Origin of the sequence: Rhodococcus jostii RHA1 (assembly GCF_000014565.1) — a bacterium.
Lineage (GTDB): Bacteria > Actinomycetota > Actinomycetes > Mycobacteriales > Mycobacteriaceae > Rhodococcus_F > Rhodococcus_F jostii_A.
The window spans coordinates 2,689,179-2,703,947 of sequence record NC_008268.1; the positions used below are offsets into that span (position 1 = coordinate 2,689,179).

Annotated in this window: 15 protein-coding genes; 9 read left to right on the forward strand and 6 right to left on the reverse strand. The window is 68.6% G+C overall.

Annotated features, from left to right (window positions below):
• Positions 1-65: 65 nt before the first annotated feature.
• Positions 66-803, reverse strand: a complete 738-nt coding sequence (locus RHA1_RS12420; RefSeq protein WP_009475227.1) for an IclR family transcriptional regulator — start codon at positions 801-803, stop codon at positions 66-68.
• A gap of 16 nt (positions 804-819) precedes the next feature.
• Positions 820-2,883 (reverse strand): acyltransferase family protein, encoded by a 2,064-nt coding sequence (locus RHA1_RS12425; protein WP_011595256.1) that lies wholly within the window; start codon positions 2,881-2,883, stop codon positions 820-822.
• A gap of 190 nt (positions 2,884-3,073) precedes the next feature.
• Here RHA1_RS12425 and RHA1_RS12430 point away from each other — a divergent pair, with 190 nt between their 5' ends.
• From RHA1_RS12430 to RHA1_RS12440, 3 genes are all read left to right on the forward strand, one after another.
• Positions 3,074-4,351, forward strand: a complete 1,278-nt coding sequence (locus tag RHA1_RS12430; RefSeq protein ID WP_011595257.1) for an MFS transporter — start codon at positions 3,074-3,076, stop codon at positions 4,349-4,351.
• Positions 4,352-4,442: 91 nt separating this feature from the next.
• Positions 4,443-4,916 (forward strand): VOC family protein, encoded by a 474-nt coding sequence (locus tag RHA1_RS12435; protein WP_009475230.1) that lies wholly within the window; start codon positions 4,443-4,445, stop codon positions 4,914-4,916.
• 26 nt (positions 4,917-4,942) lie between these two features.
• Positions 4,943-5,335: a VOC family protein gene (locus tag RHA1_RS12440; protein WP_041812378.1), complete on the forward strand. Its 393-nt coding sequence runs from the start codon at positions 4,943-4,945 to the stop codon at positions 5,333-5,335.
• Here RHA1_RS12440 and aztA read toward each other — a convergent pair.
• Entirely contained in the window at positions 5,316-5,951 is a 636-nt protein-coding gene (gene aztA, locus RHA1_RS12445) for a zinc ABC transporter ATP-binding protein AztA (RefSeq protein WP_011595259.1), read from the reverse strand. The genes RHA1_RS12440 and aztA overlap by 20 nt on opposite strands.
• Before the next feature lie 18 nt (positions 5,952-5,969).
• Here aztA and aztB point away from each other — a divergent pair, with 18 nt between their 5' ends.
• From aztB to aztD, 4 genes are all read left to right on the forward strand, one after another.
• A complete protein-coding gene (gene aztB / locus RHA1_RS12450) occupies positions 5,970-6,824 on the forward strand; it encodes a zinc ABC transporter permease AztB (protein WP_011595260.1) in 855 nt (284 codons plus the stop codon).
• 13 nt (positions 6,825-6,837) lie between these two features.
• On the forward strand, positions 6,838-8,112 hold the full coding sequence (locus tag RHA1_RS12455) for a hypothetical protein (protein ID WP_011595261.1): 1,275 nt from the start codon (positions 6,838-6,840) through the stop codon (positions 8,110-8,112).
• A 5-nt stretch (positions 8,113-8,117) separates the two neighbouring features.
• The gene (aztC, locus tag RHA1_RS12460; RefSeq protein ID WP_011595262.1) at positions 8,118-9,029 is read left to right on the forward strand and encodes a zinc ABC transporter substrate-binding protein AztC; all 912 of its coding nucleotides are present in this window, start codon (positions 8,118-8,120) and stop codon (positions 9,027-9,029) included.
• A 75-nt stretch (positions 9,030-9,104) separates the two neighbouring features.
• Positions 9,105-10,259: a zinc metallochaperone AztD gene (aztD, locus tag RHA1_RS12465; protein ID WP_011595263.1), complete on the forward strand. Its 1,155-nt coding sequence runs from the start codon at positions 9,105-9,107 to the stop codon at positions 10,257-10,259.
• Between the two features lie 16 nt (positions 10,260-10,275).
• On the opposite strand, the gene RHA1_RS12470 is transcribed toward aztD, so the two are convergent.
• A complete protein-coding gene (locus RHA1_RS12470; protein ID WP_011595264.1) occupies positions 10,276-10,695 on the reverse strand; it encodes a carboxymuconolactone decarboxylase family protein in 420 nt (139 codons plus the stop codon).
• Positions 10,696-10,864: 169 nt separating this feature from the next.
• Between RHA1_RS12470 and RHA1_RS12475 the strand changes: the two genes are divergently transcribed.
• The gene (locus RHA1_RS12475) at positions 10,865-11,233 is read left to right on the forward strand and encodes an MmcQ/YjbR family DNA-binding protein (protein WP_011595265.1); all 369 of its coding nucleotides are present in this window, start codon (positions 10,865-10,867) and stop codon (positions 11,231-11,233) included.
• Here the strand turns inward: RHA1_RS12475 and RHA1_RS12480 are convergent.
• On the reverse strand, positions 11,214-12,566 hold the full coding sequence (locus RHA1_RS12480) for a TIGR01777 family oxidoreductase (protein ID WP_011595266.1): 1,353 nt from the start codon (positions 12,564-12,566) through the stop codon (positions 11,214-11,216). The two genes, RHA1_RS12475 and RHA1_RS12480, sit on opposite strands and share 20 nt — an antisense overlap.
• A 59-nt stretch (positions 12,567-12,625) precedes the next feature.
• Between RHA1_RS12480 and RHA1_RS12485 the strand changes: the two genes are divergently transcribed.
• A complete protein-coding gene (locus RHA1_RS12485; RefSeq protein ID WP_011595267.1) occupies positions 12,626-14,107 on the forward strand; it encodes an SDR family oxidoreductase in 1,482 nt (493 codons plus the stop codon).
• On the opposite strand, the gene RHA1_RS12490 is transcribed toward RHA1_RS12485, so the two are convergent.
• Positions 14,086-14,688, reverse strand: a complete 603-nt coding sequence (locus tag RHA1_RS12490; RefSeq protein WP_041812379.1) for a lipocalin family protein — start codon at positions 14,686-14,688, stop codon at positions 14,086-14,088. The genes RHA1_RS12485 and RHA1_RS12490 overlap by 22 nt on opposite strands.
• Positions 14,689-14,769: the final 81 nt, after the last annotated feature.

A 14,769-nucleotide genomic window follows, 5' to 3' on the forward strand; every position in this document is an offset into this window, starting at 1 on the left:
CACCAGTCACTGTGCTGCCCGCCGTGTGATCGCAACACCCCCTCTTTCACTGAGTGAAAGGCGAGCTACGCGACACCGCGGGAAATGCCGCGCGCGGCCGCCCGCACCGCCGGGATCAGGGGGGCGGGATCCTTCTCCGCCGGAACCACGACGGACACCGCGGCCACCACCTCACCCGTCGACCGCGACACCGGCGCGGCCACGGCCAGCGTTCCTACGTTGAGGTGTTCGCGGCAGGTGACCCACCCGGTCCGGCGGATGTCGTCGAGGGTGCTGCGCAGCCGATGTTCGGTGGTGATGGTCGACGGGGTGAAGCGTTCGAGGCCCGCCGCGAGGACCTCGTCGAGCAGGTCTTTGCCGCCGAACGCCAACAGCACCAGGCCGCCGCTCGACGCGTGCAGCGGCAACCGGCCACCGGCCCTCCCGACGACGGTCACGGCACCCCGCGCCGACAGCCGTTCGATGTAGAGCGCCTCGAGATCTTCCCGGACCACGAGCTGGACGTTCTCGCGCGTCGCCTCGTACAGGTCCTCGAGGTACGGCAACGCCACCTGCCGCAATCCGTGGGCGCGGGGCGCGAGCGCACCCAACTCCCACAGCCGCACCCCGATCTCGTAGTGCCCGTCGTCGACGCGTTCGAGGGCGCCGTTGTCGACCAGTTGACGGCACAGCCGGTGCACCGTCGGCAGCGGCAGTCCGGTGCGCCGGCTCAGCTCCGACTGCGACAACCGAGGGCGCTCCGAGGTGAACGAACCCAGCACCAGGAAGGCACGTCCCAGCATGCTGCGGTCGTCTTCGGCCATGCCGCCAGTATCCCGGTCACCACCAGCGGGTGGCGATGCCGATCTGCCGGTCGAGTTCGGGGACGAGGCTCCGGACGTACGTCGCCGAGAGGTGATGCGAATCGTGGTACACGAGAATGTTTCCCTGCACGACGCGGCAGATCGCCACGTCACACACGGCGTCCGTGAGATCGAGCGGATACACCGACGGCAGGTCGCGGGCCGCCTCGAGTGTGGGGTTGTCCGTGGCCAGCACGTCGTCGCGGGGCATTCCGCAGCTGTCGGCGTCGCCGCCGTCGGCCAGGCAGTCGACGGCCGAGTACGGGACGCCGTCGTCGTGCAGCCACGGAGTGTCGCGGATGCCGAGGAACGGGAGCCCGAAATCCGCGAGCCGCGCCCACAGGCCCACGTAGTCGTCGGGGGTGACGTCGCCGGCGCCCTCCTCGTTGGGGCGCGAGGACGTCGAGAACACCCAGTCCGGCCGGTGGTCACGAAGACGGTCGAGGACGTCGCGGGACCAGTCGCCGCAGTCGGGATACGGCTCGCCGGCGAGCAGCGGGACGTCCGCGACCGTCAGCGGGCACCCCATCTTGAGGTACGTCTCGACCCGGATGCCGCGCTGCTGCCCGATCCGATCGAGCGCGGGCACCCAGTGCTCGGCGTGGGAACTGCCCACCACGGCGATCGCCCGGTCGGCGGTGAGATCGCCGTACACGCAGGTGACGACGTCGCGTGTGCTCAGATCGGAGATGCAACCGTGGAGGGTCGGCTGCGGAAGATCTCCCGACGCCTCGAGCAGGGTGGGTCGCATGTTCGTGCGCGGCGCGAACGCGCCGTCGGTCAACGACGCCGCACCCGGGTACAGCCACGGGTCCAGCTCACCGACCCGGGCGGTCGTCTCGGGGTTGCGCACCAGATACACGTGCCAGCCGGACGCGGTCCCGACCACGGCGACGCCGAGGATCGCGACCAGCGCGGTCATCACCCGCCTCGGACGGGCGAACCCGGTCTGGAACCGCGCTTCGATCAGCCGCTGGGTGAGCCAGGCCAGCACCATCGACACGAGGATCACCGCGAGTCCGCCGAGCGCTCCGACCGCGGGCCGCTCCCGCCACGTGAGGTAGAAAATGAGGATCGGCCAGTGCCACAGGTACAGCGAGTACGCCAGGCCACCGAGTTCGACGAACGGCCGCGACGCCATCATCGTCACGACCCCCGGCTGCTCGGACCGGCCGGCGCCCGCGAGGATCAGCGCCACCGCCGCACCGACCGGGATCAGGGCCGCCGGTCCGGGGAACAGGGCAGCGCCGTCGACGAGGAACCCACACCCGAGGACAACGGCGAACCCCGACACCGCGAGGACGGTCCGCCACCGCCGGGGCAGCGCGACGCGGTGCACGACGAGCGCGAGCAGTGCGCCCGCGAGCAGCTCCCACAGTCGCGCGAACGTGTCGAAGTACGCCCACGACTGCCGGTCCTGCGACAGCACGGCCGCGTAGGTGAAGGACGCCACGAACCCCGCACCGAGCACACCGCCGAGGATGGGACGCACGAGACCGATCCGGCGGCGGCAGATACAGGCCACACCTGCCACCACCGCGAGGGCGAGCACGTAGAACTGCCCCTGAACGGACATCGACCACAGGTGCTGCAGCGGACTGACCGACGCGTCGGCGGCGGCGTAGTCGGACGCCGTCCGGGCCAGCTGCCAGTTCTGCACGTACAGCAGTGACGCGAGGAGTTGGTCCGCGATCGCCGACCACTGCGTGAACGGCCGCTGGATCACGGTCACGACCGCGGTAGCGGCCGACACCACCACGAGTGCGGGCAGCAGCCGGCGGGCGGTGCGCCGCAGGACGGCGGGAATCGACGGACCCGAATCCGCCCCGGCACGTCGCACGAGCATGCCGGTGAAGAAGAACCCGGAGAGGACCAGGAAGATGTCGACGCCGCCGGACACCCGCCCGAACCACACGTGATAGACCACGACCAGCGCGATCGCGATTCCGCGCAGACCGTCGAGGTCGTACCGGTAACCGCTCACGGCCGACGCCGCGGCGTGGCTCGGACGGCTCGCAGCCACCTGGGGGTTGGGTCTCACAATCCGTCCTGGCTCATCGACTCGGTACCCGATCGATTATCCACACGGGGTTTACCAGTTCTTGACCAACCGGGGTGTGGAGTAGCCGATGTTTGACAGGCAACTATGGCGCGCCACACAATAAGTCCGCCTATAGAACTAGGGTTCGCATCGCGAACAGCGCACATCACCGCCGAACGTCGAGGACACCATGACCACTTCCCAACGAAGCGCCGCCCGCGCCTCCACCGCCCTCTGGGTCGCGCCCCTCTGCTGGGTAGCCGTGCTGCTCGACGGCTTCGACCTGGTGGTCCTCGGCGCCGTCATCCCTTCCCTCCTCGACTACGAGGACTGGGGTCTGACCACGGGAACGATCACGTTCATCTCGACTTTCGGCCTGGTCGGCATGACCATCGGCGCGCTGGTCATCGGAACGCTCACCGACGTCATCGGACGCCGGCGGGCCCTCCTGTATGCCGTTGCGGCGTTCTCCGTTCTCACGCTCCTCTGCGCGGTGGCACCCAATCCGTTCTTCTTCGGACTGTTCCGTTTCCTTGCGGGAGTCGGACTCGGCGGCGCACTGCCGACGGCGCTGGCCCTGGTCAACGAGTTCTCGAAGAGACAGGGTGGCGGCTCCGCGTCGACGCTGCTGATGACCGGATATCACGTGGGTGCCGTCGCAACCGCTGCGCTGGCGATCGTGCTGATCGAACCGTTCGGCTGGCGTTCGATGTTCGTCGTCGGCGCCCTGCCCGCCCTGGTCCTGATTCCGCTGATGCTGCGCTACCTCCCCGAGTCCCCGTCGTACCTGCTGGCGCACGGCAAGCGCGCCGAGGCCGAGGCCGTCGCGAAGCAGTACGGCCTGGAACTGGAGGCGGCACCCGCCGCCGACGCTCCCGTCGCGGCCTCGGCGAACCCGGTGCGCGCCCTGTTCTCGCGTCCGTTCCTGCGCAACAGCATCGCCATCTGGGTCACGTCGTTCATGGGACTGCTGCTCGTCTACGGCCTCAACACGTGGCTGCCGACGATCATGCGCGAGGCGGGCTACAACCTCGGCGCGTCGCTGACGTTCCTGCTGATCCTCAACGCGGGCGCGGTGGTCGGACTGCTGATCGCGGGCGGCGTCGCCAACAAGATCGGCCCGCGCACCGCAGCCATCATCTGGTTCGCGGGCGCCGCGGTGTTCCTCGCCCTGCTCAGCGTCAAGGTGTCGTTCGGCATCTACGCCCTGGTGTTCCTCGCCGGTTGCTTCGTGTTCAGCGCACAGGTTCTCGTGTACGCGTTCACGAGCGCCAACCACCCGCCGCAGATCCGCGCCACCGCCCTCGGCTGGTCGGCCGGTGTGGGCCGGGTGGGCGCGATCTGCGGTCCGATCCTCGGCGGCGTCCTGCTGGGCGCCGGCTACGCGGTTCCGTGGGGCTTCTACGCATTCGCCCTGGTAGGACTGTTCGGAGCGATCGCCATCTCGTCGACGCGGACGGTGCGCTGAACTCCTGACAGCCGTCCGATGAGTTTCGGGGGTGGGCGCGGTCTATATCGGCGAGGATGAATCGACGAGGACCTGCGAGAGGAACTGCGCCATGAAACCCATCACCCCCTGCCTCTGGTTCGACACCGAAGGCGAAGAGGCCGCGAAGTTCTACACGTCCCTGTTTCCGAATTCGCGGATCACGGAGGTCACCCACTACGGTCCGAACACTCCCGGTCCGGAGGGGGCGGTGTTGACGGTGTCCTTCGAGATCAACGGGCAGCCGTTCATCGCGCTCAACGGCGGCCCGCAGTTCACGTTCGACGAGGCCATCTCCTTCGAGATCCTGTGTGCCGACCAGGAAGAAGTGGACCGGTACTGGGACGCCTTCACCGACGGAGGCGAGGAAAGCCAATGCGGTTGGGTCAAGGACCGTTTCGGCGTGTCCTGGCAAGTGGTGCCCGAGCGGCTGTACGAACTCATGCGCGACCCGGACGACGCGAAGGCGCAGCGCGCCATGCAGGCCATGCTGAAGATGCGCAAACTCGACGTCGCCGAACTCGAGAAGGCGGCCGAGCAGGCGTGACGCCTGCCGACGAGAAGGTGGACGGCATGAACGCGGACGGCAAGACCCACATCAACGGGGTACACACGGTCGCGGTTCCCGTGACCGATCAGGATCGGTCGCTCGAATTCTATGTGGACACACTCGGTTTCGAGCGCCGCATGGATGCAGAGTTCAGCCCCGGTCAGCGGTGGGTGGAGGTGGCGCCGCCGGGTTCGGCGACGTCGATCGCCCTCGTCCCGACCCGTGACGGCGTCCCGGTGGGCGTCGAGACGGGCATCCGCCTGACCACCTCGGACGCCGACGCCGACCGTGCGACCCTGTCGGCGAACGGCGTCGACGTGGACGCGGAGGTGCTGCGGATGGGCGACTACGTGCCGCCCATGTTCTACTTCCGGGACCCGGACGGCAACAAATTGGTCATCGTCGAAGTGGGGTGAGTTGCACCCCCGACGACAGGGTCAGCACCTGGTCGGCGCGTTCCGCGTCGTGGGATTCGTGTGTGGCCACGACGACGGTCGCACCGCGCGCGGCCTCTTCGCCGACGATGTCGCCGATCACCGCGCGGGCTTCCGCGTCGACACCGGTGGTCGGCTCGTCGAGGAGTAACAGGTCGCCGCGTTGCACGAGCGCCTGCGCGAGCAGGGCACGTTGACGCTGGCCGCCCGACAGTGTGCCGATCCGCCGCCGGCCGAGGTCTGCGAGACCGAGCCTGTTCAGCGCCTCGTCGACGGCCTCCCGGTCTCCGGGCGTGAGTCGTTGCCACAAGCCACGCCGGTGCCAGGCTCCCATGGCCGCCACCTCGCGCACTGTCAGCGGTAGCTGATCGCTCACCGCATTGCGTTGCGGCACATACGCCGTGCCCAACCCCTTCGTGCCGTCGATCCGTCCCGCCGTCGGTCGCGCGATGCCCGCGAGGCACTGCAGGAGCGTCGATTTTCCCGAGCCGTTGTGCCCCACGACGGCCGTGACGGTGCCCGGCGTGAGCCGCACGCTCACACCGTTCAACGCCGGGGTCGGGCCGTACCGAACCGCGATTTCGCTTACGACAATCATTATCGTTAGATTAGCAGAGTGCAGTGGCTACTCGACCCCCTGATGGTGTCCTTCGTCCGGCGTGCGCTCTTCGCGGGAATGCTGGTGTCCGTCCTCTGCGGGCTTGTGGGCACGTGGGTCGTGTTGCGCGGCATGGCGTTCATGAGCGAGGCCATCTCACACGGCATGCTGCCCGGAGTGGCCGTCGCCTATCTCGCCGGCGCGAATCTCCTCGTCGGCGCGGCCGTGAGTGCGGTCGTCATGATCCTCGGCGTCGCCTGGGTCTCGAAGAACTCGCGACTGTCCGAGGACACCGGGATCGGCCTGCTGTTCGTCGGCATGCTCGCGCTGGGTGTCGTGATCGTCTCGCGCGCACGGTCGTTCGCGGTCGATCTCACAGCCTTCCTGTTCGGCGATGTCCTGTCGGCGGCGCCGGGAGATCTGCTCTGGCTCGCGGCGGCGGCCGCGGTCGCCGGGATCGTCTCGGTGATCGCGTACCGCCCGTTCGTCGCCCTCGTCTTCGATGAACGCAAGGCCCACACCCTGGGCCTGCAGCCGCGATGGGCGCACCTCGCACTGCTCGCACTGGTGGTCCTCGCGGTGGTCGCCTCGTTCCGCATAGTCGGCACCCTGCTCGTGTTCGGCCTCCTCGTCGCCCCGTCCGCCACCGCAGCACTGTTCGGCAGGTCGATCGGCGCGACGATGGCAATTGCCGTGCTCCTCGGCTGGTCCGCCACGTTCGCCGGGCTGATCGTGTCGTGGAACGCCGACACCGCTGCGGGCGCGACGATCGCCGGATTCGCCGTGCTCCAGTTCTTCGTCGCGGCCCTCGCCCGGTCGGCGGCGCGGCGATTTCGGCCTGCCCTTGTGCCGACCCCGATACCCATTCGATAGATGGAGACCCTGAATGCCGAACACGACCCTCGCCCGCGCAACAATCGCCGCGGTCGCCGCACTGGCCCTAGGGGGCTGCGCATCTCCACAGGAGGAGGCCGCGTCCCCCGACGGCCGGAGCCAACCGGGTAGCGACCTTGTCGCCGAGGCCGGATCCACCGAGGTCGAGGGACCCGAACCCCGGCTCGTCGTGTCGGACGCCGATTCCGGCCGCGTGGACGTGCTCGACCTCGCGACGGCAGAGACTCTCCAGTCGTTCGAGTTCGACAACCCGACGCGGGTAACGACGGTGAAGGACCGCTACGCGTTCGCCGTGGACGGCGCGGGCGGCGCGGTGCATGTCGTGGACGCCGGTTCCTGGACCATCGACCACGGTGATCACACCCACTCGTACACCAAGCCACCGGTCGAACTCGGCGCCTTCGAGGGCGGCAAGCCGGCGCACGTGATCGAAGGCGACGACAAGGTGGCGACGTTCTTCGACGGCGACGGACTCGCCCGCGTGATCGATTTCGCCGACCTCCGCAAGGACAGCATCGACGTCAAGGCTGTCGTGGACGCCAACGCACCGCACCACGGCGTCGCCCTGCCGATCGCCGACCGATTCGTGGTGTCGCACTCGGTCGCAAACGGAACCGACTCCCGCCCCGGCACGTTCGAGCTCCACACCGCGGACGGGGAGGTCGAGCAGAGCTTCGACACCGCCTGCCCGAACATGCACGGCACGGCGGTGTCCGACACGAACGTACTCGCCGCGTGCGACGACGGGCTGTTCCTCGCGACCACCGCCGCCGAGGCGTGGACGTCGGAGAAGGTTCCCTACCCGGCAGGCATCGGCGCCGCCACCCGGCCCACGTCGATCCGCGGACACGACGGCCTGCCGATCCACGTCGCCGCCGCCGGACCCGCCGCCACCAACGACGGGGTGCTGGTCTTCGATGCCCGCACCCGCGGGTGGACGCACGTCCGGACGCCGGATCGCGCGCTGAGCGTCGCACTGGCGGGCGACGGTCGCTCCGTGTTCGCGGTCCTCGCGGACGGCACCTTCCGCGTGTACGACACGACGACCGGCGCGGAGACCGCGTCCTCGCACGTGTTGTCCGCCCCCTACGACGGGAGCGACGAGTCCGCAACCCTGCCTGCCGTCGTCGTCGGCGGCACTCGCGCGTACGTCTCGGATCCCGCATCGAAGACGGTCGCCGAGATCGACTTCCGCGACGACGCGCGGGTGGCGCGAACTCTCGACGTCGGAGTCGGCGCGTCCACCCTCGGCGTGGTCGGGCTGTGACCGGGATGCGGCGCCTGCTGCCGCTGACCCTGCTGGCCGCAGTCGTGACGCTGTCCGTGGCGGCGTGTTCCCCGGGCGCCTCCGACGGACCGATCGTGGTCGTGACCACGAACATCCTGGGTGATGTGGTGAAAAACGTCGTCGGCGACCAGGCCGACGTGATGGTGCTGATGCCGAGAGGCGCCGATCCCCATTCGTTCGAGATCTCCGCGTCGGACGCCGCGCGGGTGGAGCGCGCCGACCTCCTCGTGTCGAACGGTCTCGGACTCGAGGAGGGAATCGGCAAGACCGTCGACACCGCACACTCCGAGGGAGTTCCGATTCTGCAGGTCGGTGAGGCCGTGCGGCCGATCGAGTACCGTTCCGGAAAGTCCACGGGCACCCTGGATCCGCACGTCTGGACCGATCCGGACCGTATGCGAGAGGCCGTCGCACTGATCCGCGACGCGGTGATCGACCACGTGCCGGAGATCGACGCGGGGGCCGTCCGCACGAACTCGGACAGCTATGCCCGGCAGCTCGAAGAACTCACAGCCCGGATGTCGGACAGGTTCGCGACGGTCCCCGCAGACCGGCGAAAGCTCGTGACCAATCATCACGTCTTCGGTTATCTGGCCGAGCGTTTCGGCTTCGACACCGTGGGGGCGGTGATTCCCAGCGGGACCACCCTGGCGTCGCCCAGCGCGTCCGACCTCTCGGACCTCGCCGCGACGATCACCGCGTCGCGGGTTCCCGCGATCTTCGTCGACTCCTCCCAGCCCGATCGGCTCGCGCAGGTCTTGGCCTCGGAGGCCGGTGTTCCCGTCGACGTCGTCGCGCTGTTCACGGAATCACTGGGCGAAAACGGCTCGGGCGCGGGCACGTACATCGAGATGATGGATTCGAACTCCCTGGCGATCACGGAGGGGTTGAAATAGCGATGCATTCACACATGCACACTTCCGACTTTGACAACCGTTTGCAATAAGAGTTAATTCTCTTGAGTGACCCTTATGCGTAGTCCTCTCCCCACCGCCGTTGCCGCCGTGGCACTCTCGGCGACACTTCTCACGTCCTGCTCCACCGACTCCGGCACGGCCGAAGCGACCACCACCGACTCGGCCACACCGCGGCTGGCACTGAGCTACGACGGCGGCGTGCTGGTTCTCGACGCGCAGAGCCTCGACGTGGTCGGTTCGGCCGAGGTGGACGGCTTCACCCGACTCAACCCCGCAGGCGACGACCGGCACGTACTGGTCAGCACCGGAAACAGCTTCACCGCCCTCGACACCACCGAACCCGCCCTCACCGACGTCACGTTCGAGGCGAAGACGCCCGGCCACGTGGTCCGGCACGACGGCAAGACCGTGCTGTTCGACGACGGCACCGGACTGGTGCGCGTGTTCGATCCGGCCGGACTCTCCGAAGGCACACCCGACACCACCGAGTTCACGACGCCCGAGGCGCATCACGGAGTGGCCGTGGAACTCTCCGACGGCAGCCTGCTCACCACCGTCGGCAACGAGGACGAACGCACCGGCATCGTCGTACTCGACCGCGACCGCAGGGAGATCGTGCGCAACGAGGACTGCCCCGGCGTGCACGGTGAGGCCGTCGCCGCCGACGAGACGGTAGTCGTGGGATGCCAGAACGGTCTGCTGATCTACCGGGACGGCGTCATCACCAAGGTCACCAGCCCGGACCCCTACGGGCGCATCGGCAACCAGGCCGGCGACGAGGATTCACCGATGATCCTGGGCGACTACAAGACCGATCCCGACGCCGAACTCGAACGCCCCGAACGGGTCTCGCTCACCGACACCGTCACCGGACAACTCACCCTCGTCGACCTGGGCACCAGCTACACGTTCCGCTCGCTCGGGCGAGCCCCGCACGGTGAGGCCCTCGTCCTCGGCACCGACGGCGCCGTGCACGTGATCGACCCGAACACCAAGGCGGTGAGCCGCACCGTCGACGTCCTCGATCCGTGGACCGAGCCGGACAAGTGGCAGTCGCCGCGGCCGGCGCTGTACGTGCAGGACCACACCGCCTACGCGACCGACCCCGCGCACAGGAGGATCCACGCGATCGACCTGGACACCTGGACCGTATCCGGGCAGGCCGACCTGCCGGAGACCCCGAACGAGATCACCGGCGTCACTGGCTGATTCGCGTCGCGCGGCCTCAGCCTTCGGCTTCCAGCGGTCCCAATTCCGCGTCGAGCGCCTCCTGCACCACCGCCATCGCCGACAACCCGGAGGGGGCGCCGCAGTAGGCGCTCGCGTGGATCACCGCCTCGACCACCTCGGTGCGGGTCAGACCGTTTCGCAGTGCACCCCGCACGTGGCCCTTCAGTTCACCGTGCGCACGCAGCGCGATGAGCATGCCGAGGTTGAGGAGGCTGCGGCTGCGCCGGTCCAGCCCCGGCCGGTTCCACACGGCGTCCCAGACGTGCTCGGTGACGAACTCCTGCAGCTGCTCGCTGTCGGTCCCCGCCGTGCGAGTGAGCGCCCGCTCGACGAAGTCGGGGCCCATCACCTCACGCCGCACCGTCAGCCCCGCCTCGACGGCCGGACTCCGCTTCCCGGGTTCTTCACTGGTCATGGGTTCACTCCTGTTCACAACGCCTACGTGTTCGGGAGTCACTCTACGAGTCGACGACGAAGCACCCACCGGCCTCGGACCACTGAGTGTCAGCCCTACCGCAGTCCGGGCTGTCGGTGGCCGGGGATATAAAGGTCCCGGACCACCGACCGCCGGCCCAGGAGCTGTGATGCCCACCGAACACGACGTGCGCGCGATGATGCTGGCGTTGCCCGAAGCGCACGAGGTGGTGATCGCCAACTGGGGCGACCAGCCGACGTTCCGTGTGCGCAAGAAGATGTTCGGTCTCGTCGGTTACGGCGCCCCCACCGTCTGCCTCAAAGCGACGAAGGAAACGCAGGCGGCCCTGCTGCAGGAGGATCCCGACGTCTTCCTGGTCGCACCGTTCTTCGGGCGGTGGGGCTGGATCGACGTCGTCCTCGACCGAGTCGACGCCGAAGAACTGGCCGAACTCGTCGAGGAGGCGTGGCGTCTCACCGCCCCGAAGCGGGTCGTGGCGGCGTACGACGCGGGGCGCACTACCCCTCGTCGGTCTTGAACCGCCCGAGCTGGTGGCGCAGCGCCGTGTCGAGGTCGGGGCGCCGGAACCGGTGACCGCGGTCGAGGAGCTTGCCCGGGGTGACGCGCTGATCGGCGAGGGCGAGTTCGCGCGCACCCTGCTCCCCGAGCAGGAGCTTCGGCCCGAAATCGGGAACCGGGAGGAAGGCCGGACGGTGCAGCACCGACGCCAGGACTGCGGTGTACTCCTCGTTGCGAACCGGATTCGGCGCTACCGCGTTGACCGGACCGCTCAATCCCGAATCGACGACGGCGCGGTGGTAGACGTCGATCAGATCGTCGATGTCGATCCACGACAGCCACTGCGTTCCGGCACCGAGACGGCCTCCGAGCCCGACCTCGAACAGCGGCCGCTGCAGTCGCAGCACGCCGCCGCTCGGCGATTGGACGATCCCGGTGCGGACGTGGACCACCCGAAGTCCGGCATCGGCGGCCGGCGTCGCCGCGGCCTCCCAGTCCGCCACGACGTCGGCGAGGAAGCCGTCGCCCCGCGGGTCCTGCTCGTGCAGCACCTCGTCGCCCCGGTCGGGGCCGTAGTACCCGATCGCGGACGCACTGACGAAGATCTTCGGCCCCTGCCCGGACGTGGCCGCCACTTCCGCCAGCCGACGGGTGGGCTCGATACGACTGTCCCTGATCGCCCGGCGGTGACCGTCGGTGAACCGACCCGCGATGGACGCGCCGGCGAGGTGGATCACCGCGTCGACTCCGTCGAGCAGATCCGCGGCGGGAGCGTCCGGGTTCCAGCGCCGCTCGTCGGGTGTGCTGGGAGCACGCCGGACGAGACGGATCACGCGGTGCCCGCCGGTGCTGAGGAACGCGGTGAGGGCGGAGCCGACGAGACCGGAGCTCCCCGTCACGGCGATGGTGAGGGGACCGGGCAGCAGGGTGGACGCCCAGTGGTGCCGGCCGATGTCGTCGGCGAGCTGGCGGTGCCGGTAGACGAACGTCGAACGGAGGAAGTGGCCGGGCACGATGGTGTCGACCCGGTCGGTGACCCGGGTCCGGCCCTCGGACACGACGTCGAACGTGTGGGTGTGCCGCCACGGCACCAGCAGGCGCAGCGGCAGCGCGGCCGAATAGTCGACGAACCGGTGCGAGGGGTCGTACTCCTTGGCGTCGTGCTGCGCGATCCATGTCAGGCCGCCGGGCAGGCGCAGTTCGGCACGACCCGCTTTCAGTGACTCGGATTCCTTCGCGAGGCTGAGCGGCTGCCACGGCGGGGAAAGCCGGGTGAACGCCCCGGCCCTCGTGTGCCAGGCGAACAACTCGTCCCGCGAGGCCTCGACCACACTCGAATGCACGATGCCCATGACCCGACCTTAGCCGCGATGGCGGGCGAGGCGGTGACAACGACGGGTAGCGTGTGGGAATGACGCAGTTACGTGTACTGGTCACCGGTGCCACCGGATACATCGGCGGACGCCTCGCTCCCCGGCTCTCGCAAGCCGGCTATCGGGTGCGGGTGCTGGTGCGTTCACCCGAGAAGCTGACCGACGTCCCGTGGGCGTCCGACGTCGAGATCGCCCGCGGCGACCTGAGCGATCCCGAAACCCTTTCTGCCGCTTTCACGGACGTGGACGTCGTCTACTACCTCGTGCATTCGATGGGTGGTGCGGACGAGTTCGAGGAGGCCGAACGCGTCAGCGCGGAGAACGTGGCCGAGGCGGCCCGCACGTCGGGTGTCGGCCGGATCGTCTACCTCGGCGGGCTGCATCCCGACTCGGTGGACCTCTCTCCGCACCTGCGCTCCCGCACACAGGTGGGGCAGATTCTCGTCGACTCCGGTGTTCCCACAATGGTTCTGCAGGCCGGGGTGGTCATCGGCTCCGGTTCGGCGTCGTTCGAGATGATCCGTCATCTCACCAACCGGCTCCCCGTGATGACCACCCCGCGGTGGGTGAACAACAAGATCCAGCCGATCGCGGTCCGCGACGTGCTGCACTACCTCGTTGCCGCGGCCGAGGCATCGTTGCCGCACAGTCGCACGTTCGACATCGGCGGCCCCGACGTCATCCGCTACGGCGAGATGATGCAGACGTACGCCGAGGTCGCCGGTCTGCGTCAGCGTCGCATCCTCGTCCTTCCCGTGCTGACCCCGAAGCTCGCCGGTCTGTGGATCGGTCTGGTCACCCCGATCCCCCGCTCGCTCGGCCGGGCGCTGATCGAATCGCTGCAGAACGACGCCGTCGCCTCCGAGCACGACATCGACGACGTCATTCCACCGCCGAAGGCCGGCCTGACGACATACCGGGACGCCGTGCGACTGGCGTTGCGGCGCATCGACAACGGTGAGGTGGAGACGACGTGGGCGAGTGCGTCCCCGGTCGGCGCCCCGTCCGATCCGTTGCCATCCGACCCCGATTGGGCCGGTGAAGTCGTCTACACCGACGAACGCACCAGGGACTGCGACGCGGACGCCGGAACGCTGTGGAGCGTCGTGGAGAGCATCGGCGGTGAGAACGGCTGGTACTCGTTCCCGCTCGCGTGGTCGGTGCGCGGCTGGCTCGACCGCGTGGTCGGCGGTGTCGGTCTCACCCGCGGACGCCGGAACCCGAAGCAACTCAACACCGGCGACCCCTTGGACTTCTGGCGAGTCGAACGCATCGACCGGGGGTCCCTGCTACGACTGCGCGCCGAAATGCGGGCGCCGGGCGGGGCGTGGCTCGAATGGTGCGTCCACAGTGTGGATTCCGACCGGTCCCGACTCGATCAGCGGGCCATCTTCTTCCCGAAAGGCCTCGCCGGACGGCTGTACTGGTACTCCATCATGCCGTTCCACGGAATCATCTTCAAAGGCATGATGGAGAACATCACCGGATCCGCAGCCCGTCAGACCGTGCAGAGCGGCTGAATTCCTTCTCGGCCGCCGGTGGTCGGGGACGTCAGCAGCAGGCACGAGTTGTAGCCACGCGATTCCACCACCTGCCGGATCTGCGTCCATCCCGCGTCGTCGACCGCCGGGTTGCGGGAGAGGACGAAACCCGAAGCCCGTGCCGGGTCACCGACGAGCGCCCACGAGTAGTCGTCGGCGATGTAGGTGACCACATAGTTGGTGGGACCGTCCGGTGAACTCTGGAACGGCACATCCGGGAAACTCACGTGGAGTTGCGCATTGGTGACCGGGTCGTTGACACGCGCATTGCCGTTGATGCCGTTCGTCCCTCCCGCCCAGGTGGTGCACGAGTTGGCGACGCTGACGTTCGACGAGTCCACGAGCCCGTACGTCGCCCTGGTGTCCCGCGCACAGTCCAGGTTGAACGGCTGTGGCACAGCGGCCAACTGATACCACGTGCCGAGGTACCGCGGCACGTCGAGGGACGGGACGGGTGCGAGCGCACCGGGCTGAGCCTGTGCCGGGCTCGCCGCCAGCACCACGGCCGCAGCGGCGGTCAGCAGTCCTGCGGCGAATCCACGTGCCTTCGAGAGTCTCATCTCGGGTCCTTTCACGATCATGCGTCGACGAAACGGGCAGCCTGAACAGAGGGCCTGTGCAGCACCCTCTCTCGGGGCATT

Bases quoted from the DNA above. Each gene is read 5' to 3' on its own strand.
- RHA1_RS12485 (WP_011595267.1), top strand. From the start codon at position 12,626: ATGACGCAGTTACGTGTACTGGTCACCGGTGCCACCGGATACATCGGC.
- RHA1_RS12435 (WP_009475230.1), top strand. From the start codon at position 4,443: ATGAAACCCATCACCCCCTGCCTCTGGTTCGACACCGAAGGCGAAGAG.
- RHA1_RS12490 (WP_041812379.1), bottom strand. From the start codon at position 14,688: ATGAGACTCTCGAAGGCACGTGGATTCGCCGCAGGACTGCTGACCGCC.
- RHA1_RS12440 (WP_041812378.1), top strand. From the start codon at position 4,943: ATGAACGCGGACGGCAAGACCCACATCAACGGGGTACACACGGTCGCG.
- aztD (WP_011595263.1), top strand. From the start codon at position 9,105: ATGCGTAGTCCTCTCCCCACCGCCGTTGCCGCCGTGGCACTCTCGGCG.
- RHA1_RS12420 (WP_009475227.1), bottom strand. From the start codon at position 803: ATGGCCGAAGACGACCGCAGCATGCTGGGACGTGCCTTCCTGGTGCTG.
- RHA1_RS12455 (WP_011595261.1), top strand. From the start codon at position 6,838: ATGCCGAACACGACCCTCGCCCGCGCAACAATCGCCGCGGTCGCCGCA.
- RHA1_RS12475 (WP_011595265.1), top strand. From the start codon at position 10,865: ATGCCCACCGAACACGACGTGCGCGCGATGATGCTGGCGTTGCCCGAA.
- RHA1_RS12470 (WP_011595264.1), bottom strand. From the start codon at position 10,695: ATGACCAGTGAAGAACCCGGGAAGCGGAGTCCGGCCGTCGAGGCGGGG.
- aztA (WP_011595259.1), bottom strand. From the start codon at position 5,951: ATGATTGTCGTAAGCGAAATCGCGGTTCGGTACGGCCCGACCCCGGCG.
- RHA1_RS12480 (WP_011595266.1), bottom strand. From the start codon at position 12,566: ATGGGCATCGTGCATTCGAGTGTGGTCGAGGCCTCGCGGGACGAGTTG.
- aztC (WP_011595262.1), top strand. From the start codon at position 8,118: ATGCGGCGCCTGCTGCCGCTGACCCTGCTGGCCGCAGTCGTGACGCTG.
- RHA1_RS12430 (WP_011595257.1), top strand. From the start codon at position 3,074: ATGACCACTTCCCAACGAAGCGCCGCCCGCGCCTCCACCGCCCTCTGG.